The sequence below is a fragment of the Winogradskyella sp. SYSU M77433 genome (assembly GCF_029911945.1).
Lineage (GTDB): Bacteria > Bacteroidota > Bacteroidia > Flavobacteriales > Flavobacteriaceae > Winogradskyella.
The window spans coordinates 40,257-62,999 of sequence record NZ_JARYTG010000005.1 but is presented as its reverse complement, the minus strand read 5'-3'; the positions used below and the strand labels follow the sequence as shown (position 1 = coordinate 62,999).

General features: G+C 34.9%; 16 protein-coding genes and 1 tRNA gene. 13 read left to right on the top strand and 4 right to left on the bottom strand.

What is annotated here, in order from left to right; all coding sequences use genetic code 11:
* Positions 1 to 90: 90 nt before the first annotated feature.
* Positions 91 to 387 carry a thioredoxin family protein gene (locus QGM60_RS11190; RefSeq protein WP_281140330.1) on the top strand — a complete coding sequence of 99 codons (297 nt, stop codon included), beginning with the start codon at positions 91 to 93 and terminating at the stop codon, positions 385 to 387.
* Here the strand turns inward: QGM60_RS11190 and QGM60_RS11185 are convergent.
* Positions 368 to 1,012, bottom strand: coding sequence for a polysaccharide deacetylase family protein (locus QGM60_RS11185; RefSeq protein WP_281140329.1), 645 nt, complete (start codon positions 1,010 to 1,012; stop codon positions 368 to 370). The two genes, QGM60_RS11190 and QGM60_RS11185, sit on opposite strands and share 20 nt — an antisense overlap.
* 4 nt (positions 1,013 to 1,016) lie before the next feature.
* Entirely contained in the window at positions 1,017 to 4,430 is a 3,414-nt protein-coding gene (locus QGM60_RS11180) for a DUF2723 domain-containing protein (RefSeq protein ID WP_281140328.1), read from the bottom strand.
* A gap of 151 nt (positions 4,431 to 4,581) precedes the next feature.
* On the opposite strand from QGM60_RS11180, the gene QGM60_RS11175 reads away from it, so the two are divergent.
* Positions 4,582 to 4,654: transfer RNA gene (locus QGM60_RS11175), tRNA-Gln, on the top strand.
* Positions 4,655 to 4,714: 60 nt separating this feature from the next.
* Here QGM60_RS11175 and QGM60_RS11170 read toward each other — a convergent pair.
* Entirely contained in the window at positions 4,715 to 5,539 is an 825-nt protein-coding gene (locus QGM60_RS11170) for a universal stress protein (RefSeq protein ID WP_281140327.1), read from the bottom strand.
* Between the two features lie 153 nt (positions 5,540 to 5,692).
* Between QGM60_RS11170 and rimP the strand changes: the two genes are divergently transcribed.
* The 3 genes from rimP to infB all read left to right on the top strand — a co-directional run bounded on the left by rimP (position 5,693) and on the right by infB (position 10,253).
* The gene (rimP, locus tag QGM60_RS11165) at positions 5,693 to 6,157 is read left to right on the top strand and encodes a ribosome assembly cofactor RimP (protein WP_281140326.1); all 465 of its coding nucleotides are present in this window, start codon (positions 5,693 to 5,695) and stop codon (positions 6,155 to 6,157) included.
* Positions 6,158 to 6,169: 12 nt separating this feature from the next.
* The gene (gene nusA, locus QGM60_RS11160) at positions 6,170 to 7,402 is read left to right on the top strand and encodes a transcription termination factor NusA (RefSeq protein WP_281140325.1); all 1,233 of its coding nucleotides are present in this window, start codon (positions 6,170 to 6,172) and stop codon (positions 7,400 to 7,402) included.
* 82 nt (positions 7,403 to 7,484) lie between these two features.
* Entirely contained in the window at positions 7,485 to 10,253 is a 2,769-nt protein-coding gene (infB, locus tag QGM60_RS11155; protein WP_281140324.1) for a translation initiation factor IF-2, read from the top strand.
* 77 nt (positions 10,254 to 10,330) lie between these two features.
* On the opposite strand, the gene QGM60_RS11150 is transcribed toward infB, so the two are convergent.
* Complete coding sequence (locus tag QGM60_RS11150; RefSeq protein ID WP_281140323.1) at positions 10,331 to 10,714, bottom strand: SPOR domain-containing protein; 384 nt, start codon at positions 10,712 to 10,714, stop codon at positions 10,331 to 10,333.
* Between the two features lie 210 nt (positions 10,715 to 10,924).
* Between QGM60_RS11150 and QGM60_RS11145 the strand changes: the two genes are divergently transcribed.
* The 8 genes from QGM60_RS11145 to QGM60_RS11110 are packed head-to-tail and all read left to right on the top strand — an operon-like array spanning position 10,925 to position 22,729.
* Positions 10,925 to 12,229, top strand: a complete 1,305-nt coding sequence (locus QGM60_RS11145; RefSeq protein ID WP_281140570.1) for a c-type cytochrome — start codon at positions 10,925 to 10,927, stop codon at positions 12,227 to 12,229.
* A 28-nt stretch (positions 12,230 to 12,257) separates the two neighbouring features.
* A complete protein-coding gene (locus tag QGM60_RS11140) occupies positions 12,258 to 15,500 on the top strand; it encodes a TAT-variant-translocated molybdopterin oxidoreductase (protein ID WP_281140322.1) in 3,243 nt (1,080 codons plus the stop codon).
* Between the two features lie 29 nt (positions 15,501 to 15,529).
* Positions 15,530 to 17,263 (top strand): NrfD/PsrC family molybdoenzyme membrane anchor subunit, encoded by a 1,734-nt coding sequence (gene nrfD / locus QGM60_RS11135; protein ID WP_281140321.1) that lies wholly within the window; start codon positions 15,530 to 15,532, stop codon positions 17,261 to 17,263.
* An 8-nt stretch (positions 17,264 to 17,271) separates the two neighbouring features.
* Positions 17,272 to 17,811: a DUF3341 domain-containing protein gene (locus QGM60_RS11130; protein ID WP_281140320.1), complete on the top strand. Its 540-nt coding sequence runs from the start codon at positions 17,272 to 17,274 to the stop codon at positions 17,809 to 17,811.
* 1 nt (position 17,812) lies between these two features.
* The gene (locus tag QGM60_RS11125; RefSeq protein ID WP_281140319.1) at positions 17,813 to 18,421 is read left to right on the top strand and encodes a cytochrome c; all 609 of its coding nucleotides are present in this window, start codon (positions 17,813 to 17,815) and stop codon (positions 18,419 to 18,421) included.
* 22 nt (positions 18,422 to 18,443) lie between these two features.
* Entirely contained in the window at positions 18,444 to 19,817 is a 1,374-nt protein-coding gene (locus QGM60_RS11120; RefSeq protein ID WP_281140318.1) for a quinol:cytochrome C oxidoreductase, read from the top strand.
* A 25-nt stretch (positions 19,818 to 19,842) separates the two neighbouring features.
* Complete coding sequence (locus QGM60_RS11115) at positions 19,843 to 20,901, top strand: cytochrome c oxidase subunit II (protein ID WP_281140317.1); 1,059 nt, start codon at positions 19,843 to 19,845, stop codon at positions 20,899 to 20,901.
* Between the two features lie 34 nt (positions 20,902 to 20,935).
* Positions 20,936 to 22,729, top strand: coding sequence for a cbb3-type cytochrome c oxidase subunit I (locus QGM60_RS11110; protein ID WP_281140316.1), 1,794 nt, complete (start codon positions 20,936 to 20,938; stop codon positions 22,727 to 22,729).
* Positions 22,730 to 22,743 lie beyond the last annotated feature (14 nt).

Here is a 22,743-nt window from a genome sequence, read left to right as displayed (position 1 = left end):
TTTTTATATTGCTAGTATTGAACTTTCTACGATTTTTCATTGTAAAATTATAGTAGGTTTGTATAGCGCGTTTTATTAAAACAATAACGTATGTCAAAATTTGGGGAATTAATAGATGTCGATATTCCGGTGCTATTAGACTTCTATACGGAAGCAAATGACCAATCTATTGCAATGCATCCTGTTTTAAGAGATGTTGCCGCTGCTCTTGGTGATAAGGCCAAAGTCATTAAGATTGATGTTGATAAAAATAAGGAGCTTGCTGAAGCGCTTCGTGTAAAAGGTTTACCAACATTAATCATTTATAAAAATGGCGAGATGAAATGGCGCCACAGTGGAGAGTATGATCTTAATGCTCTAATTAATGTTATTCAGGAATACGTTTAAATTCAAATCCCTTTTCACTATAATATTCTAAAACTTTAGGTAAGGCATATTTTAAGTTTTTGAATGCTTTTACACTATCGTGAAATATAATTACACTACCACTTTTTGCTGCAGATGTTACATTTCTAAAGCAATTTTCTTCGGTTAGGGATTTGTCCCAATCGTAAGAAATAACTTCCCACATAATGACTTTATAACCTAACTCTAGAATCTTTTTACTCTGTTTGGTTTTGAATTTGCCATAAGGTGGCCTAAACAATTTCTGTTTATTGTTAAGCTTATAATTTTTGATTAGGCTTTCAGTCTTTAAAACATCATTGATATAGTCCTCAGTTTGGTGTTTCCAACCTTTAAGATGATTATACGTGTGGTTGCCCACAGAGTGGCCATGATCAATAACCCGTTGAAAAATTTCAGGGTGTTTTTCAATATTGTTGCCTATACAAAAAAACGTTCCTTTAGCATCATATTGCTTTAAAGTTGAAAGTACCCAATCGGTAATTTCTGGAGTGGGACCATCATCAAACGTTAGGTAGAGTTCTTTGTTTGGAGTATCAATATTCCAGACAAAATTTGGAAATAGTGTTTTTACAAATCCTGGTGTTTTGGCTGGAATAATCTGCATCGTTCTATTCTACAGGAACTAAAGTGTCAATTGTATCTTTAACAGTGTTCATTAAATCAAGCTCTTCGGGAACTTCAGGAAGCTCTTCTTCATCGCTATAGCTGTTCATTAACTCATTAAATAACTCTAAGTAGCTATTGAACTTTTGCGTTTCTTCTTTCGCAAACTCATCGTCATTATAGATTACAAGAATATCAACAAGAGCTCTATAGCGTTGAATATCTAAATAAATATCTTCTCCAACCTTACGTTCTTGGTTTTCGAGAGAAAGACTACTGTAATACACTAAGTTCTCTTGATACTTTTTAGCGACTTTTTTATAAAGATCTCTTCCTTTTTCTACATTACCAATTTCATAGTAAGCACTTATGTATGGTTCTAAGAGCGAGTAAAAACCAAAGGTGTCTACAGGCATTTTTTCCATAGCAAGATCAGCTATGTTTTCGGCTTTGTCTAACTTATCTTCATTGATTAATTGTTCTATTAATCTAGCCAAGTTACCTCTATAGGTTATTCCGTTTCTTCTAGTTTCAATATCGTGGTAAATATCTTCACCACTTCCTCCCCAATTCCAAGACATAACTTTGTCATACATTAGATCTGTATCAACACGTCCCATATCATAAGGGTTAGCTCTATCTACAGGAGTTTTTATAGGTACAAGCTTATAACACATACCATCTAACTGTAAATAGTCTTTTAGCCAAATGTAATCTTCGTCACTAAAAGCACCACCTGTAAAGTAAATAGGGCGTTCCCAATTATTATTGTTAATGATATCTAGCATTAACAAACGGTTTTTATAAATAGTGCTACCTGTAATTCTTGCATAGATGTTGTCTTCAATTTTATCTGCATCTTTAGGTTTTACTATACCATTTTTAAGTACTTCTGCTTTATCAACAGGAATACTCACGTTCTTCGTTGGGAAATAATTAGTGTTCAATAGATTGCTTGGGTAACCGCTAGGGTCTTCACCTCGTCGTTCTACAATATGTTTTAATTTAGTAGTTGGCTTATCACTGGTTATGAAATCCATAAAGTCACTAATACCAAGCGTATCTCTAGCAATTTGTTCATTAATTTCTCTATAAATAATGAAGTCACGAGTTCCATATCTGTATTGTTCGTGTTTTAAAGATGATGGAATAGGGTCACTTTCATAAGCTTTACGTTTCATTTGGTCGATGTACCAATCCGTTTGGAATAAACTAGTATTTATAACACGTACATCAGTACGAACTCCTTCAATTTCTTGTAAATACCATAACGGGAAAGAATCGTTATCGCCAATAGTAAATAGAATGGCGTTTGGCGCACAAGATTCAAGATACTTACGAGCCATAGCGTTGGCTGTATATTTACCAGACCTGTCATGGTCGTCCCAGTTATTAGCTGCTAAAATTCCAGGAACTATAAGAAGACATAATATGCTAACCGCTGGTGCTAATAGTTTAGACTTTATATTAGATCTTAATAAATCATAAATTGCATAGACACCAAAACCAATCCAAATAGCAAAAACATAAAAAGAACCTACAACAGAATAATCACGTTCACGAGGTTCAAAAGGTCTAATGTTGGTATAAAATTGAATAGCAATACCAGTTAATAGGAAAAACACTAATAATACCCAAAAGCGTTTCGCATCAGAATACATAAGGAAAAGGAAACCAACAAGTCCTAGTAATAGAGGTAAGAAATAATAGGTGTTTCTAGCCTTGTTTTCAAGAACATCGGTAGGTAAATTGTCTTGAGACATACCTAAATGTAGTTCATCTATAAATTGTATTCCAGAAATCCAGTTTCCATTAAAGTCATCATACTTTCCTTGTACATCGTTTTGTCTTCCTGTAAAATTCCACATGAAATACCTCCAGTACATATATCCAAATTGATACTGGAACATATACATGGTATTATCAAAAAATGAAGGTTTCTCAACAATAAGATATTGTTGTGCATAACGCCTTAAAAATTGATCATAACCTTCATAATCAATTTCACCATTGGCAACACGCATTCTAAAATCCATTACCATTTCATCCACTCTACGCTTTTCACCAACAGAATATTGTGTAGCTTGTTCTTCTGACAATCCAGCGTTCATAGCTTCACGGTAAGCATAATTTTGAAGATTAGGATCTACTTTAAAATCTATGAGACCTGTAAACATCATATAATTTTCTGCATGTTCGCTACTCCACATTCTTGGAAGTATAGAGGCGTGCTCGTGATTGTAATTCTGTTTACTATCTTTCCAATCGTTTATAATAACATATTCGCCTTTTTCTTCATCTTTTTCGTAGTTCTTTTTGTCGTCTACAAAAGGTTCATTTTCATCTTGACCAGAATATATTTCAGTAAACTGTGGTCCGTAGAATAAATGCGTTTCAGGATATTGCTCAAGGTTATAATATGCTAAAAGTTCTCTAGCATCAGAAGGATCATTTTCGTTGATAATAACATTGGCATTGGCACGTATAGGAAGCATCATCCAAGATGAAAAACCAACAAAAATAAACATGAGGCAGAGTATCAATGTATTGATATGTATCATGCCTTTTTTTCTTGTATAGTTAAGCCCAAAGTAAAAAAGAGCAATAACCATTAATCCTGTTATAATGGTTCCTGAATTGAAAGGCAGACCAACAGAGTTAACAAAGAAAACCTCTAAATATCCAAATAACTTTAAAGTTGATGGAAGTAATAACTTAAAGATAAAAAGTAGAATAGCAGCTGAAACTACGTTTGCTACTATAAAGTTTTTTATTGTTATGGTTTTATAATTTTTGAAATAATAGATGAGTCCAATAGCTGGAATAGTTAAAAGCCCCATGAAGTGAACACCAAAAGAAAGACCAATAACAAAAGCAATTAAAATTAACCAACGATTACCTCTAGGCTTATGCATGTCTTGCTCCCATCTTAAAGCAAGGTAAAACATCACAGACATAATAAGTGTTGCCATGGCATAAACCTCAGTTTCTACAGCATTAAACCAGAAGGAATCTGTAAAGGTAAATGACAGGCTGCCTACTAAAGCACTTCCTAAAATAGCCATAGCTTTACTAGAGCTAGAGTCTTTCTTGTATTTTACAAGTTTCACAAGCAATAGACTAATGGTCCAGAACATAAATAGAATAGTAAAAGCACTGGCTACAGCGCTCATCATATTCAATAACATACCAATCTGAGAAGGTTCTAGAGCAAACATTGAGAAAAATGCTCCAAACATTTGAAATAACGGTGCTCCTGGTGGATGACCAACCTGTAGTTTAGATGAGGTTAAAATATACTCACCAGCATCCCAAAAACTTACTGTTGGCTCAATGGTTAGTGCATATACAGTAAACGCAATAGCGAAAACAAACCATCCTAAAATATTATTCCACTTTTTAAAGTTAAAATCTGTCATGAAAACCTTACTTATTGATGCTGGCGAATTTACTAATAAATACTAAATACCCTAAGTTTTTATGTAAACGTTAAGTATTTTGAATTATTTTTTGATAATTTTTTTGTCCAAGTAAAACTTTGTATTAAATTTGCACCCTCATTTGAGAGATTGGCCTATGGTGTAACTGGCAACACGTCTGGTTTTGGTCCAGAAGAGTCTAGGTTCGAGCCCTAGTAGGCCAACAGAAAAAAATCCTAATCAAAACTGATTAGGATTTTTTGTTTTTAATACATTTTCAAATATTATATTTTAAACGTTATTACAGGTCTTTTAGCATGGTTAACAAGGTCTTCGCTAATACTGCCATTCAGAAAGTGGGCAATACCTTGTCTTCCATGAGTACTGATGCCTATTAAATCGGCATTAATGTCTTTAGAAAAATTAAGGATACCTTGCTCAACACTAACATCGTTATGAACTGTAATAGTGTAGTCACTAAAAGATTGTCCTGAAATAAAGTCGTTTATACGTGTTTTAGCTTCGTAAGTAGTTAAAAAATTATTAGCTGTATTCACCATCAGTAGGTGGATTTTAGAATCAAAAGCTTCTGCAAATTGTATAGCCTGTTTATAGGTTTCTTTGCTGTCATTTAGAAAATCAGAAGCAAACACAAAATCATTAATTTCAAAATTTTCATGTTCGTTCTTTATAACCAAAACAGGAATATCAGATGTACGTACAACTTTTTCTGCATTAGAACCTACAAACATTTCTTTTAGACCTGTTGCACCATGAGAGCCCATAATAATTAGATCTATGTCAAATTCCTTACTAGCATCTTTAATTTCATTAAATGTAATATCGGCTTTAACCGTTTCATGAATAGTAATACCTTCTAAGTAATCACTAGCCATAAGGTTTTCAAATTTTTTATGAGCTAGTTGCATAAAAAACAAGGCTTCAGGGACATCGCTCTGTACACTACCTGGATCTATATGTTGCATGGGGATTTCAAGCATATGTAATAAGTAAATTTCAGCATTATGTTTTTTAGCTAGCATAGCAGCAACCTTTAAGGCATTCTCTGCCTGCTCAGAAAAATCTGTAGGGACTAGTATTTTGTTCATTTGTTTTTATTTAGTATTAGTCTTATAAATTTAAGAAAATAATTCAATTTAGGATTGCTTTGAAAAGCAATATAATTATTGTATATTTGCAGCGAAGTTTACGGAAATGAATACTTGAGGGGACAAAAAAGTCCCCTCTTTTTATACTGAAAAATGTTTAAGAAAAAAGTAGAAGACTTATTACAAAATGCCTTAAATGAAAGAGAAGATCTTTTTCTTATAGATTTCACGGTATCAAATGATAACGCAATTAAAGTTGTTATAGATGGCGATGATGGTGTTTTGGTAGAAGATTGTATCTATGTAAGTAGAGCTATTGAGCACAATATTGATAGAGAAGAAGAGGATTTTTCTTTAGAAGTATTGTCGGCAGGAGCAGCATCCCCACTAACATTGCCTAGACAGTATAAAAAACATGTTGGGAGAGATTTGGAAGTGAAAACTTCAGAAGGCGAAAACATGGAAGGAAAACTTGACGGTGTTGATGAAGAAGGTATAGTGCTAAAGTGGAAAACTAGAGAACCAAAACCAGTAGGTAAAGGAAAAGTAACAGTAACTAAAGAAACAAAAGTTGCTTTCAATAATATTAAAGAAGCAAAAGTTAAAATAAAATTTTAATTCACATCAATTATGGAAAATGTAGCGTTAATTGAATCATTTTCAGAATTTAAGGACGATAAATTAATCGATAGAGTTACGCTGATGGCGATTCTTGAAGATGTATTGCGTAATGCATTAAAGAAAAAGTATGGTGATGATGATAATTTTGATATTATTATAAATCCAGATAAAGGTGATTTAGAAATATGGAGAAACCGTATTGTAGTTGCTGATGGTGAAGTAGAAGATGAAAATCAAGAAATAGAACTTTCTGAAGCTCAGAAAATTGAACCAGATTTTGAAGTTGGAGAAGATGTTGCTGAAGAAGTAAAGCTTATAGACTTAGGTCGTCGTTCAATTTTAGCATTAAGACAAAACTTAATTTCTAAGATTCACGAACACGATAATACTAATATTTACAAGCAGTTTAAAGAGCTTGAAGGTGAAATTTACACAGCAGAAGTACATCACATTCGTCACAGAGCAATTATACTTTTAGACGATGAGGGTAATGAAATAATCCTTCCAAAGGACAAACAAATTCCTTCAGATTTCTTTAGAAAAGGAGAAAATGTAAGAGGAATCATAGAAAGTGTAGAATTAAAAGGAAGCAAGCCGGCAATCATAATGTCGAGAACCTCTCCTATTTTCTTGGAAAAATTATTTGAACAAGAAATACCAGAAGTTTTCGATGGATTAATTACAGTTAAGAAAGTGGTTCGTATTCCAGGTGAAAAGGCCAAAGTAGCTGTAGATTCTTATGATGATAGAATCGATCCAGTTGGTGCTTGTGTTGGTATGAAAGGATCTAGAATTCACGGTATTGTACGTGAGTTAGGAAATGAAAATATTGATGTTATCAACTACACTAATAACATCCAACTTTTTGTAACCAGAGCTTTAAGTCCAGCAAGAGTTACCTCTTTAAAGTTAGACGAAGAAAATATGCGTGCTGAGGTTTTACTAAAGCCAGAAGAAGTTTCTAAAGCTATTGGTAGAGGTGGTCACAATATTCGTTTGGCTGGTCAACTTACAGGTTACGAGATAGATGTATTTAGAGAAGGAGCTGAGGAAGATGTAGAATTAAAAGAATTCTCTGATGAGATCGATGAGTGGATCATTGAAGAATTCAGTAAAGCAGGTCTAGATACGGCGAAAAGTATACTAGAGCAAGATGTAGATGATTTGGTGAAGCGTACAGATTTAGAAGAAGAAACAATTTTAGAAGTTATCAGAATTCTTAGGGAAGAATTCGAAGAATAATTACCATTTTAATTATTAAAATGTTATAATAGCATTTTGAGATTGAAGGTAAACTATATTTAAGTTATATTACAGGCAATTTATGGCTCAAACAACAAGATTAAACAAAGTACTAAGGGAATTGAACATTTCAATAGATCGTGCTGTGGATTTTTTAGAATCCAAAGGCATTGAGATTGAAAAAAGCCCTAATACTAAAATTTCGCAAGAGGTTTATAACACGCTATCTGATGAATTTCAGACGGATGCATCTAAGCGTGAAAAAGCTCAAGAGGTTAGTGAAGCAAAGCTTAAAGAAAAAGAAGAGCTTCGCGAACAGCGTGAACGCGAAATTGAAGCAAAGCAAAAACAAGAAGCTGCTAAGCAACCTGTAGTAAAAGCTAAGGCAGATTTAACTGGTCCAAAACAAGTTGGTAAAATAGACTTGGATAAACCTAAGGCTAAAGAGGAGAAAAAGGAAGAACCTAAAAAAGTTCAACCTGCTGAAGAGTCAAAAGCCAAAGAAGAGCCAAAGGTTAAAGAAGAACCTAAAGTTAAAGAAGAGCCAAAAGAAACTCCAAAGGTTACTAAGGAAGAGCCAAAACCAGAGAAACCTAAAGAAACTCCAAAGGTTACTAAAGAAGAAAAGCCAAAAGAGCAACCTAAAAAAGAAGAAGCAAAACCTTCAGAGCCTGTTGAAGAAACGCTTAAAACTCAGTATAAAAAGCTGACAGGACCTGTTACTACAGGCCAAAAAATAGATCTTTCTCAATTCAATAAGCCGAAAAAGAAGAAAGAAGATAACAAACAACAAAACACTTCTAACGATAAAAATAAACGCAAGAGACGTCGTATCAGCAAAGGCGGAAATGACAGCGGAGGTGGAAAGCCTAATTTCGATAATAGAAGAGGAAATAATAGAGGACGAGGTAATAATTCCAGACCTAAAGTGGTTAAGGAAGAGCCAAGTGAAGAAGAAGTTCAAAAGCAAATCCGTGAGACTTTAGAAAAACTTCAAGGAAAGTCTAATAAAGGTAAAGGAGCTAAGTATCGTAGAGAAAAAAGAGATCAGCATAGAGAGCAATCTGAAAAAGAACTTCAAGCTGAAGCAGCAGAAAGTAAAACACTTAAGGTTACAGAATTTGTAACAGTAAGTGAGGTTGCAACTATGATGGATGTTGGTGTAACGCAAGTAATTTCAGCATGTATGTCTTTAGGTATGATGGTTACCATGAACCAAAGATTAGATGCAGAGACCTTATCTATCGTTGCTGAGGAGTTTGGTTATGAAGTAGAATTTGTAACTGCAGATATTGAAGAATCTTTTGAAGTTAATGAAGATAGCCCTGAGGATTTAGAACCTCGTGCACCAATCGTAACAGTTATGGGTCACGTTGACCATGGTAAAACATCGTTACTAGATTACATTCGTGAAGAGAATGTAATTGCAGGTGAGTCGGGTGGAATTACACAGCATATTGGCGCTTATGGTGTAGAATTAGATAATGGACAAAAAATAGCGTTCTTAGATACACCAGGTCACGAGGCCTTTACAGCAATGCGTGCTCGTGGTGCTCAGGTTACAGATATAGCTATTATTGTTGTGGCAGCTGATGATGCCATAATGCCACAAACAAAAGAAGCCATTGCCCATGCTCAAGCAGCAGGTGTTCCAATAGTATTTGCTATCAACAAAATTGATAAGCAAGGAGCTAATCCAGATAAAGTAAAAGAAGGCTTAGCTAATATGAATTTATTGGTAGAAGATTGGGGTGGAAAAATACAGTCGCATGACATTTCTGCTAAATTCGGTACAGGAGTAAAAGAATTACTTGAAAAAGTACTTTTAGAAGCTGAATTATTAGAGTTAAAAGCTAACCCGAACAAACGTGCTAATGGAACTGTAGTAGAAGCTTTCTTAGATAAAGGACGTGGATATGTTTCAACAATCTTAGTACAAGCAGGTACGCTTAGAGTTGGAGATTATGTTTTAGCTGGTAAGAATAGTGGTAAGGTTAAAGCAATGCACGATGAACGTGGTAATGATATTGTTGAAGCAGGTCCATCAACACCTGTATCGATATTAGGTTTAGATGGTGCTCCTCAAGCAGGTGATAAGTTCAACGTATTCGAAGATGAACGTGAAGCGAAACAAATTGCAGCTAAGCGTACACAATTGCAACGTGAGCAATCTGTGAGAACACAACGTCATATTACCCTTGATGAAATCGGTAGACGTATTGCATTAGGTGACTTCCAAGAGTTAAATATTATCCTTAAAGGTGATGTGGATGGTTCTGTAGAAGCACTTACAGATTCGTTCCAAAAACTATCAACTGAAGAGATTCAAGTAAACATTATACATAAAGGAGTTGGTGCTATTACCGAAAGTGATGTGTTATTAGCTTCGGCATCAGATGCGATTATTGTTGGATTTAATGTGCGTCCTGTTGGAAATGCAAGACAAACAGCAGATCAGGAAGAAATAGATATTAGAACTTACTCGATTATCTATGATGCTATCAATGACCTGAAAGATGCAATGGAAGGTATGTTGTCACCAGAATTGAAAGAAGAGGTTACAGGTACTGCCGAAATTAGAGAAACATTCAAGATTTCTAAAATCGGAACTATTGCAGGATGTATGGTGACAAACGGTAAAATCTACAGAAATTCTGGAATTAGAATTATTAGAGATGGTGTTGTAGTTTACACTGGTGAGTTATCATCCTTAAAACGTTTCAAAGACGACGTTAAAGAAGTTTCTAAAGGATACGATTGTGGTATGCAAGTTAAAAACTATAATGATATTGCTGTAGGTGATGTCTTAGAAGCATTCCAAGAAGTAGAAGTAAAGAAGAAATTAAAGTAATTTACAACTTCAATAAAAATAAAAAAGCGACCAATTTTGGTCGCTTTTTTATTTTAGACTAATCGTTAATCACGTTTTTAGTTATCTGTTTTAGGCTTAAGAATAATAGCTTTCATATATTCTTTTTTAATTTTTGCCCAAGCTCTGTCAGCTTCTAATCTAGAGGCGAAATTACCAACCCAAATTTTGTAGTTTGGGGTATTCCATACAATTTCTACAGGCCATTCGTCAAAAGCTTCTAGAAATTCACTTTTAATACTTTCTGCTTTATCCGGATCGTTGCTCTGATCAATCTGAATTTTAAAAATTTCAGCAGAAGTCTTAACGTCTTTTTTGTATTCTAATAGCTTATCAATGTCACTATCTTGAGAAATTTTAACGGTTCCTTCTTGAGCGTTTAACGCAAAAGAGAAAATGGTCATTAAAAATATGAGGCTTAAATATTTGGCTTTAAATGTCATAATTCAGTGTTTAATGCAAAGATATAGTATTCAACGAAAATGGTTTTAAAATGTTATTTAGAATCGATATAAATTGATTATTATCGTATATCTTAGATTTCCAAAATCCACTTTAAATGTTACTTTTGCAAGAGTTTTTATAAACATGTTTTGTTCTCAAAAAGAATGAAAAAATCGTACCAAAGTTTAGAAGATAATTCAACTAACAATATGAAACAGGTGATCTACCGTAATTTAACCTCTAAGATTCTTCATCTCGGTTTTATTTTATTACTTACGTTTTCAACATCACTTTACGCTCAGGATGGTGATCCAGCAAATGGAAAATCGTTATTCAATACCAATTGTGCTGCTTGTCACAAATTAGATAAGCCAATGACTGGTCCTGCTCTACGTAATGTTGAGACAAGACTTAGTGAAGAGCAAGGTTTGGATAGAGCTTGGCTTAATGCTTGGATTCGTAACAGTGCTGCTGTTATAAAATCTGGTGATGCTTATGCAAACAAGATTTTTAACGAGTACAACCAAACAGCCATGACGGCTTTTCCAACGTTATCCGATCAAGATATTTCGGATATATTAGCTTACACAGCTCAAGAGAAGCAGGATCCAGTTGATCCTTGTGTTGCTAATCCAGGTGGTCCTGGTTGTGATCAAGTGCCTACAGGTAATGGTGGTGTTTCAAATGATTTAATTCTTGGTGCTTTAGCATTGTTGTTTGCTTTATTGGCAATGGCGTTGGTTTTAGTAAATCGTACTTTAAATCGTTTTGCTGAAGCGAAAGGAATTGATGTTGTTGCAGAAACAAAACGTAAACCGCTTTGGAAAGCATTTGTTGAAAATCAGTTCTTAATATTGGTAACAGCGATATTTTTCCTATTGGCAAGTGCGTATTTTGTATATGGATATTTTATGCAAGTTGGTGTGGATCAAGGATACGAACCTGTACAACCTATACATTACTCACATAGAATACATGCAGGTGATAATGGTATAGATTGTAAGTACTGTCACTCTTCTGCACGTGTTAGTAAGACTTCAGGTATACCATCATTAAATGTATGTATGAACTGTCATAAATCTATTTCAGAAGTTGCGCCAGAAACTTTGGCGGAAGGAAAAGATTATGGTGTAGATTACAATGCTGAAATTCAGAAATTATATGATGCAGTAGGTTGGGATGGTACTGGTTATACAGGTGATTCTAAACCAGTAAAATGGATAAGAATTCATAATCTTCCGGATTTTGCATATTTCAATCACTCTCAGCACGTTTCTGTTGCAGGTATAGAGTGTCAGACTTGTCACGGTCCAGTGGAAGAAATGGAAATTATGTCTCAACACGCTCCATTAACAATGGGTTGGTGTATTAACTGTCACAGAGAGACAAATGTAAAAGTACAGGATAACGAATACTATACTAAGATTCATGAAGAATTATCTAAAAAGTATGGTGTAGATCAGTTAACCGCGGCACAGATGGGTGGACTTGAGTGTGGTAAGTGTCATTATTAATAAAAATTAAGAAGTAATTCAGAATTATATGTCATCAAACAAGAAATACTGGAAAAGTGTTGAAGAGCTAAACGAAAATAGCTCTATTGTTGAGACGCTTAGACAAAACGAATTTGTGGAAGAAATTCCAACAGATGAATTTTTAGGAGACAAAGAATCTCTAGAGTCTTCATCTACAACGCGTCGTGATTTCTTAAAGTACGTTGGTTTTAGTACAGCTGCAGCTTCATTAGCTGCCTGTGAAGGGCCAGTTGTTAAATCTATTCCTTATGTAGTTCAGCCTACGGAAATTATTCCTGGTGTTGCTAACTACTATGCTACTACTATTGCTGATGGATATGATTTTGCTAGTGTTTTAGTAAAGACAAGAGAAGGAAGACCTATTAAAATCGAAAACAATACGGATGCTGCTACTAATGGTATGGCAAACGCTAGAGTTAATGCTTCGGTTTTAGGGTTGTATGATAATCTAAGAGTGAAAGCTCCAATGAAAGGCGGAAGCAAAATTTCTTGGGAAACTTTCATGTCTGAAACGACTTCTAAATTAAATGGATTAAGTGATGGAAAGGCAATTGTGTTTTTAACACAAACGATGCCTAGCCCATCTACAAATAAATTAATTGCTGAGTTTGCTCAAAAATTCGGCAATGTGCGTCATGTAACTTATGATGCAGTTTCAGAATCAGCAACTTTAGATGCTTATCAAGCTAAATATGGTTCTAGAGGAATGGCAAACTACGATTTCTCTAAAGCTAAAACTATTGTTTCTGTTGGTGCTGATTTTATTGGTGATTGGCAAGGTGGAGGATTTGAGTCTGCTTATGCTAAAAACCGTATTCCTGAGAATGGTAAAATGTCTAGACACATTCAGTTTGAGTCTAACATGACACTATCAGGTGCTAATGCAGATAAACGTGTGCCTTTAACACCAAGTCAACAAAAATTAGCTTTAGCTAAATTATATAGCTTAGTTGTTGGTGGTGCTGTTTCAGTAGATTTACCTGAAAACGTTGCAAAAGCAGTTCAGTCTGCTGCAAGCGAAATTTCAAAAGCTGGAAGTAACGCAGTAGTTGTTACTGGTATTCAAGATGTAAATGCTCAAACTGTGGCATTAGAAATCAATGAGTACTTAAATAGTAAGGCTTTTGATCCTAAGACTACGGTTAAAACAAGACAAGGTAGCGATAAAGCAGTAACACAACTTGTTGCTGATATGAAAGCTGGTAAAGTTGGTGCTGTTATTATGAACGGTGTTAACCCAATGTATACATTACCAAATGCTGTTGATTTTGCAGAAGGTCTTGATAAAACGGATTTATCTGTTGCATTTTCTATGAAAGAAGATGAGACATCAACAAAATGTGATTATATCGCTGCTGCTCCACACTACTTAGAGTCTTGGGGAGATTTTGAGCTGAAGTCTGGTCATTTTTCAATGATGCAACCAACAATCCGTCCTTTGTTTGATACAAAACAGTTTCAAGAAGTGTTAATGGCTTGGACAGGAAACACAGGAACTTATAGAGATTATATAAAAACATATTGGACTAGCAGTGTCCTTGGAGGAGCATCTTTCAACAAGGCAGTTCAAGATGGTATTTTTGTAGCAGGTGGTTCAGTAAATGGATCAGCTACTATAGAAAGTACAGAGACAACATTAAAAGATAAAAAGGATAGAACTTTTGTAGGTGGAATTATTCATGATGTAGCTGTAGGTGTTGGTATTAAAGAAGAAGATAAAGATGAGTACGAAACTACAACAACAACTACAACAGTAAATACTGGTGATGAGGCTTCTGCAACATTATCTGGTGGTGCTGCCGCTAGAGCATTAGCTAGCTCTACTTCATCAAATGCTATGGAATTATCACTTTATACTAAAACAGGTATGGGTGATGGTCAACAAGCAAATAACCCTTGGTTACAAGAGTTTCCAGATCCTATTACAAGAACTACTTGGGATAACTACGTTACAGTATCTAAAGCTGACGCTAAAGGATTAGGTCTAGAAAACTGGAATGTAGCTAATGGTGGATTAAACGGTAGCTATGCTGATGTAACTGTAAATGGTGTTACAGTTTCTAAAGTGCCAGTTATCATTCAACCAGGACAAGCAAAAGGTTCTGTAGGATTATCATTAGGTTACGGTAGAGATGGAAAAGGTCTTAAAGATGAAATGAAGACAGGTGTAAATGCCTACCCATTATACCAAAACTTTAATAATGTACAAGAAGTAAGCATAAGCAAGGCTGCTGGAGAGCATGAGTTTGCTTGTGTGCAATTACATAATACCTTAATGGGTCGTGGTGATATCATCAAAGAAACGACTTTAGAGGTATTCAATACAAAAGATAAACATTATTGGAATGCCGTTCCTGAAGTTTCTTTAAATCATGTTGAAACTCCAGTAACATCTCCAGATGTTGATTTATGGGATGAGTTTGATCGTTCAGTTGGTCACCATTTCAACTTATCAATAGATTTAAATGCTTGTACAGGTTGTGGTGCATGTGTTATTGCATGTCACGCAGAAAATAATGTACCAGTAGTTGGTAAGTCTGAAATGAGACGTAGTAGAGATATGCACTGGTTGCGTATCGATAGATATTATTCTTCAGAAGAGTCTTTTGAAGGTGATAACGAAAAGAAAGACAATATTTCTGGTTTAGGTAGTTCATTGAGTGAGTTTGGTGAGATGGAACATCCAGCAGATAATCCTCAAGTAGCTTTCCAACCTGTAATGTGTCAGCACTGTAACCACGCGCCTTGTGAAACAGTTTGTCCTGTAGCGGCAACGTCTCACGGTCGTCAAGGTCAAAACCATATGGCTTACAACAGATGTGTTGGTACACGTTACTGTGCTAACAACTGTCCTTACAAAGTGCGTCGTTTTAACTGGTTCTTATATGCTCAAAATGATGAGTTTGATTACTATATGAACGATGACTTAGGAAGAATGGTATTAAACCCAGACGTTACTGTACGTTCTCGTGGTGTGATGGAAAAATGTTCTTTCTGTATCCAAAAGACTCAGAAAACTATTTTAGATGCTAAGCGTGAAGGAAGACCAGTTAAAGATGGTGAATTCCAAACAGCTTGTTCTGCGGCTTGTGGTAATGGAGCTATGATTTTTGGTGATGTAAACGACAAGGAGAGCAAAATAGCAGAATTAAAAGACGATAAAAGAGCATATCACCTATTAGAGCACGTTGGTGTAAAACCAAATGTGGTTTATCAAACTAAGGTGAGAAACATAGCAAAAGAAGCATAAATAAAAATTAAAGAAACACGTATATAATTATGGCGTCTCATTACGAAGCACCTATTAGAAGACCTTTAGTTACTGGCGAGAAATCGTATCACGATGTTACTGTAGATGTAGCAAGACCAGTAGAAGGCAAAGCCAACAAAGCATGGTGGATTGTTTTCGGTATATCTTTGGTCGCATTCCTTTGGGGAATAGGTTGTATTATTTATACCGTATCAACAGGTATTGGAGTTTGGGGTCTTAACAAGACTGTAAACTGGGCTTGGGATATTACTAACTTCGTTTGGTGGGTTGGTATTGGTCACGCAGGAACGCTGATTTCGGCAGTACTTTTATTATTCCGTCAAAAATGGAGAATGGCAATTAACCGTTCTGCAGAAGCTATGACAATATTCTCTGTTGTTCAGGCAGGTTTATTCCCAATTATTCACATGGGTCGTCCATGGTTAGCTTACTGGGTATTACCAATTCCTAACCAATTTGGTTCGTTATGGGTTAACTTTAACTCACCATTACTTTGGGACGTATTCGCGATTTCAACTTATTTATCTGTATCATTAGTATTCTGGTGGACAGGTTTATTACCAGATTTTGCAATGCTTAGAGATAGAGCTATTAGACCTTTCCAAAAGAAAATTTATTCTTTAATAAGCTTTGGTTGGTCTGGTAGAGCAAAAGATTGGCAACGTTTTGAGGAGGTATCATTGGTACTTGCAGGTTTAGCAACACCACTTGTACTTTCTGTACATACTATTGTATCGTTTGACTTCGCAACATCAGTAATTCCAGGTTGGCATACTACGATTTTTCCACCTTACTTCGTTGCAGGTGCGATTTTCTCAGGATTCGCTATGGTAAATACGCTTCTTATTATTATGAGAAAAGTATGTAACCTTGAAGATTATATTACAGTACAACACATCGAGTTAATGAACATTGTAATCATGATTACAGGTTCAATCGTAGGTGTGGCTTATATCACTGAGTTATTTATTGCTTGGTACTCTGGTGTAGAGTACGAACAATATGCATTCTTAAACAGAGCAACCGGTCCTTACTGGTGGGCATATTGGGCAATGATGACTTGTAACGTGTTCTCTCCACAGTTTATGTGGTTCAAGAAACTTAGAACAAGTATTATGTTCTCGTTCTTTATATCTATTGTGGTAAACATAGGTATGTGGTTTGAGCGTTTCGTTATCATCGTTACATCATTACACAGAGATTACTTACCATCATCTTGGACAATGTTCTCTCCAACGTTTGTTGATATTGGAATTTTCATCGGAACAATAGGATTCTTCTTTGTATTATTCTTATTATATTCTAGAACATTCCCAGTAATTGCACAAGCCGAGGTAAAAACAATATTAAAGTCTTCAGGTGAGCGTTACAAGAGAATCAGAGAGAGTGGTGAGAGTTTAGTAGGTACTGGAGCAGATGAAAGAACATCAAACTTTAAATTACCAGAAGAAACTACAGCTTCTAAGCCTACTCAAGATGATGCTGAGAAACTAAGTAATTTACTAGAAGGCATAGGAAGATTCGATCCATCTGTTCAGACTGCGGATGATTTAAAAGTTATTAATGGTATAGGTCCAAAAATGGAAGAAGCACTTAATAACCTAGGAATTTATACTTATGCTCAGGTGAGCAAAATGACAAAAAGAGAATACGACTTGTTAGATGAAATCACTGGTTCTTTCCCAGGAAGAGCAGAGCGTGATGATTGGTCTGGACAAGCTAAAAATTTATTAAACAACTAATATAGTCTATGGAAGCTTCAAAAGTAATTCATGCTATTTATACTGATGATGACGTATTAATGTCAGCTGTTAAAAAGGTTAAGGCAGAAAAGCATCACATCGAAGAAATATACACACCATTTCCAGTTCACGGACTAGACAAGGCAATGGGTCTAGCGCCAACACGTTTAGCAATTACAGCATTTTTATATGGATGTGTAGGTTTATCTGTAGCTATAACAATGATGAACTTTATAATGATTAAAGATTGGCCACAAGATATAGGTGGTAAACCAAGCTTTAGTTATTTAGAAAACATGCCAGCATTTGTACCTATCATGTTTGAGTTAACGGTATTTTTCGCAGCGCATTTAATGGTAATAACGTTTTATTTAAGAAGTAGAATGTGGCCATTTAAGAAAGCTGAAAACCCAGATCCAAGAACAACTGATGACCATTTCTTAATGGAAATAGCAATTCATGATAACGAAAACGAATTGACTGATTTATTAAAAGAAACAGGTGCTGTTGAAATTAATATTATTGATAAAGACGAAGATGCACATTAATATGAAGACATCCTTAAAATATATCGTAGTACTAGTAATGTTGGTAAGTATAGTGTCTTGCCAAAAGAATTCGAGACCAAACTACCAATACATGCCAAACATGTATCAGTCTGTTGGTTATGAAACTTACCAAGAATCGGATGCATTCAATAATGGTAAAGAAGGTCAATTACCTGCTTTAGGTTCTATTCCTAGAGGTGATTTTATGCCTTACGAAATAGATAACACTAACGAAGGTTACGAATTAGCAAAAACTACACTAAAGAATCCTTTAGCACCAGCTATTCCATTAAATATGGTAGATTCTGTTGAAGTAGATCCTAATGTACCAAGAGTAGATTATACTGTTGGTGGTCCTCTTTACACTATCTATTGTGGTATTTGTCACGGTACAAAAGGTGATGGTAAAGGAAAGTTAGTACAACGTGAAAAAATATTAGGTGTACCAGCTTACAATGATGCTGGTAGAGCAATTACCGAAGGAAGTATTTACCATGTTATTTACTATGGTAAAAACACAATGGGTTCTTATGCTAACCAATTGAACGAAGAAGAACGTTGGCAAGTAGTTGCTTATGTTGAAAAACTAAAAGCAGATTTAAATAAATAAGATTTAGATAAAGATTTTATAAATGGAATATCAAATTTCAAGTCGATTAAAATTAGCTGCTATCATTATGGTAGTCTTAGGATTACTAGGTATAGCATATGGTTTTTATGATTCTAAAAGCTATACCGAAGAAAATATTGCTGAACGTCTAGCTGATGAATCTCATCATGGAGGTCATGGTGATGCTCATGCTACAGATGTACATTCAGAAGCAGAAGCAATGCATGATACTCATGCTGAAATGACTCATGGTGAAGATGTACATGGGGATGAGGCTCATGCTGAAGAAGGTCATGAAATGTCTCATGAAGAGCATGCTTTACACCAAATTCATAATAGACCTTATGCAGCACTCTATGTTGCAGCATTCTTTTTCTTTATGATTGCTTTAGGTGTGTTAGCATTTTATGGTATTCAATATGCAGCTCAGGCAGGTTGGTCTCCAGTACTGTTTAGAGTGATGGAAGGAATTACAGCTTATGTATTGCCTGGTGGTATTTTAGTGCTATTAGTAGCTTTCGTAGCAGGAGATCATATCTTTATTTGGATGGATCAAGATGTTGTTGCTCATGATGCTTTAATTCAAGGAAAAGCAGGCTGGTTAAATAAATTTGGATTCTTTATTAGAGGCATCATCTTTTTAGCTGGTTGGTCTACATACAGAATCTTCTCTCGTAAGTTTTCAGTAGCACAGGATAATGCTAACGATAACAGAAACTTTAAAAAGAACTTCAGAATATCTGCAGCATTCTTAGTATTCTATATCTATACAGAATCTATGATGTCTTGGGACTGGATTATGAGTGTAGATCCTCACTGGTTTAGTACATTATTTGGATGGTACGTTTTCGCAAGTATGTTCGTGAGTGGTATCACAGTAATTGCTTTAATCACTATCTATCTTAAATCAAAAGGTCTTTTAGAATTTGTAAATGATAGCCACATTCATGATTTAGCTAAATTCATGTTTGGTATCAGTATTTTCTGGACGTATCTATGGTTCTCTCAATTCATGTTAATATGGTACTCTAACATACCAGAAGAAGTAACTTACTTCGTAACACGTATTGAAGATTATAAATTACCATTCTTTGGTATGGTAGCTATGAATTTCATTTTCCCATTATTGTTATTAATGAATAGTGATTACAAACGTATTCCATGGTTTGTTGTTATGGCAGGTATCGTAATTCTTTGTGGACACTATTTAGATATCTTTAATATGATTATGCCAGCAACGGTTGGTGACAGATGGTTTATAGGAATTCCAGAGATAGGATCAATATTATTATTTGCAGGTATATTCTTGTTTGTTGTATTCACAGCTTTAGGCAAGTATCCACTGTTAGCAAAAGGAAACCCATTTATTAAGGAAAGTGAACACTTCCATTATTAATTTTTAAATAAGAACAGAAACGATAATGACTGCTTTATTAACAATTATAATTGTACTCTTTGTAGCTATTGCCATATGGCAAATGGTTAAGATTTTCGATTTAGCTCAAGTTGGTTCATCTAACTCACAAGTTGCAGATGATAAAGACAACAGAGTTAATGGGTATTTAATGATGGGATTCTTGGTGTTTATCTATGCCATTACTATAATCTGTTTTTGGTATATAGGTGACTTACCTTTATTATCTAATGCTGCATCAGAGCATGGATCTAATATTGATAACTTAATGATTATTTCATTAGTTATTATATTCATTGTTCAAACTATCACCCAATTCTTACTACACTATTTCGCTTTTAAATACAAAGGCGAAAAAGGAAGAAAAGCATTATTCTATGCTGATAACAATACACTAGAGTTTATCTGGACGGTTATACCAGTAATAACCTTAGCTGGTTTAATCATCTATGGATTATTCACTTGGAATGATATTATGAATATCGACGAAGATGAAGATCCTATGGTAGTTGAACTTTATGCACAACAATTTAACTGGAAAGCTAGATATAGTGGTGAAGACAACGTATTAGGTCAAGCAAATGTTAGATTAATTGACTTAGATAGAGCCAACATACTTGGTGTTGATGAAGACGACCCAAATGCACAAGATGATGTTATTGTAACTGAATTACACTTACCAGTTGGTAAGCCTGTTTTATTCAAAATGAGATCTCAAGATGTATTACACTCGGCTTACATGCCTCACTTTAGAGCTCAAATGAACTGTGTTCCTGGTATGGTAACTCAATTTGGCTTTACTCCAACGGTAACTACTGCAGAGATGCGTCAGAATCCAGATATTCAGGATAAAGTAAAAAACATTAACGAGTTAAGAATAGCAAATCAAGCAGAGATTGAAGAACGTGGTCAGGATTTAGCTTACGAGTTTGATTACCTATTATTATGTAATAAAATTTGTGGTAAATCACACTACAATATGCAGATGAAGATTATTGTAGAAACACAAGAAGAGTTTGATGCTTGGATGAAAGAGCAAAAAACATTTGCTAACTCATTAAATTAATTACAAATCATTTTAAGAAATAGATAAAGAGATTATGTCAGCAACAGTAGATACACACGGTCACGACGATCACGACGTACATCACCATAAAGAAACTTTTGTGACTAAATATATTTTTAGTCAAGATCATAAGATGATTTCTAAGCAATACCTGATTACTGGTTTAATCATGGGTATCATCGGTATTGGTATGTCACTTTTATTCAGAATGCAAATCGCATGGCCTGAAAAATCTAATGTAATTTTTGAAGCATTACTTGGAAAATGGGCACCAGATGGTGTTATGGATGCAGATATATACTTAGCATTGGTTACAATACACGGTACTTTAATGGTATTCTTTGTATTAACACAAGGTTTGAGTGGAACATTCAGTAACTTGTTAATTCCATTACAAATTGGAGCAAGAGATATGGCTTCAGGATTCTTAAACATGGTTTCCTATTGGTTATTTTTCTTATCAAGTGTAATAATGATTATCTCATTATTTGTACAAGCAGGACCAGCTGCTGCTGGATGGACAATATATCCTCCATTAAGTGCTTTACCAATGGCTCAACCAGGTTCTGGTATGGGTATGACATTATGGTTAGTGTCCATGGCAATATTTATTGCTTCATCACTTTTAGGATCACTTAACTATGTTGTTACGGTATTGAACTTAAGAACTAAAGGGATGTCAATGACAAGATTGCCATTAACTATCTGGACGTTCTTCGTGACAGCTATAATCGGTGTTATTTCATTCCCTGTTTTATTATCAGCAGCTTTATTACTGATAATGGATAGAAGTTTTGGAACATCATTTTTCTTGTCAGATATATTTTTACAAGGTGAAGTTTTACACTATCAAGGTGGTTCACCAGTATTATTTGAACATTTATTCTGGTTCTTAGGTCACCCTGAAGTATATATCGTGTTATTACCAGCATTAGGTATTACGTCTGAAGTTATAGCAACCAACTCTCGTAAACCAATTTTTGGATATAGAGCGATGATTGCTTCAATCTTAGCGATTGCGTTCTTATCAACGATTGTTTGGGGTCACCACATGTTCGTTTCAGGTATGAATCCATTCTTAGGTTCTGTATTTACCTTTACAACGTTATTGATTGCAATACCTTCTGCGGTAAAAGCCTTTAACTATATTACAACACTTTGGAAAGGTAACCTTCAAATGAATCCAGCAATGCTGTTTTCTATCGGTTTGGTTTCTACTTTCATTACTGGTGGTTTAACAGGTATTATCTTAGGTGATAGTGCTCTTGATATTAACGTACACGATACTTATTTCGTTGTAGCTCACTTCCACTTAGTAATGGGTATTTCTGCGCTATACGGAATGTTTGCAGGTATTTATCACTGGTATCCAAAAATGTTTGGTCGTATGATGAATAAGAACCTTGGATACTTACATTTTTGGGTTACTGCAATATGTGCTTATGGTGTATTCTTCCCAATGCACTTTATTGGGATGGCAGGTTTACCAAGACGTTATTATACAAATTCAAACTTCCCACTATTTGATGACTTAGCAGATACTAATGTTGTAATTACAATATTTGCTTTAGTTGGTGGTGTTTTCCAATTGGTATTCTTATATAACTTTATCAGTAGCATGTTCTACGGTAAAAAAGCTGAGCAAAACCCTTGGAAATCTAACACACTTGAATGGACTACACCAGTGGAGCATATTCACGGTAACTGGCCGGGTGAAATTCCTCACGTACACAGATGGGCTTACGATTATAGTAAACCAGGACATGATGAAGACTTCGTGCCTCAGAATGTACCTTTATATGATGGTGAAGAAGAATTACAGCACTAAAAAATAGTTATAAT

Bases quoted from the DNA above. Each gene is read 5' to 3' on its own strand.
- QGM60_RS11120 (WP_281140318.1), top strand. From the start codon at position 18,444: ATGGAATATCAAATTTCAAGTCGATTAAAATTAGCTGCTATCATTATG.
- QGM60_RS11170 (WP_281140327.1), bottom strand. From the start codon at position 5,539: ATGAACAAAATACTAGTCCCTACAGATTTTTCTGAGCAGGCAGAGAAT.
- QGM60_RS11140 (WP_281140322.1), top strand. From the start codon at position 12,258: ATGTCATCAAACAAGAAATACTGGAAAAGTGTTGAAGAGCTAAACGAA.
- rimP (WP_281140326.1), top strand. From the start codon at position 5,693: ATGTTTAAGAAAAAAGTAGAAGACTTATTACAAAATGCCTTAAATGAA.
- QGM60_RS11125 (WP_281140319.1), top strand. From the start codon at position 17,813: ATGAAGACATCCTTAAAATATATCGTAGTACTAGTAATGTTGGTAAGT.
- QGM60_RS11115 (WP_281140317.1), top strand. From the start codon at position 19,843: ATGACTGCTTTATTAACAATTATAATTGTACTCTTTGTAGCTATTGCC.
- nusA (WP_281140325.1), top strand. From the start codon at position 6,170: ATGGAAAATGTAGCGTTAATTGAATCATTTTCAGAATTTAAGGACGAT.
- infB (WP_281140324.1), top strand. From the start codon at position 7,485: ATGGCTCAAACAACAAGATTAAACAAAGTACTAAGGGAATTGAACATT.
- QGM60_RS11150 (WP_281140323.1), bottom strand. From the start codon at position 10,714: ATGACATTTAAAGCCAAATATTTAAGCCTCATATTTTTAATGACCATT.
- QGM60_RS11145 (WP_281140570.1), top strand. From the start codon at position 10,925: ATGAAACAGGTGATCTACCGTAATTTAACCTCTAAGATTCTTCATCTC.
- QGM60_RS11130 (WP_281140320.1), top strand. From the start codon at position 17,272: ATGGAAGCTTCAAAAGTAATTCATGCTATTTATACTGATGATGACGTA.
- nrfD (WP_281140321.1), top strand. From the start codon at position 15,530: ATGGCGTCTCATTACGAAGCACCTATTAGAAGACCTTTAGTTACTGGC.
- QGM60_RS11110 (WP_281140316.1), top strand. From the start codon at position 20,936: ATGTCAGCAACAGTAGATACACACGGTCACGACGATCACGACGTACAT.
- QGM60_RS11180 (WP_281140328.1), bottom strand. From the start codon at position 4,430: ATGACAGATTTTAACTTTAAAAAGTGGAATAATATTTTAGGATGGTTT.
- QGM60_RS11185 (WP_281140329.1), bottom strand. From the start codon at position 1,012: ATGCAGATTATTCCAGCCAAAACACCAGGATTTGTAAAAACACTATTT.
- QGM60_RS11190 (WP_281140330.1), top strand. From the start codon at position 91: ATGTCAAAATTTGGGGAATTAATAGATGTCGATATTCCGGTGCTATTA.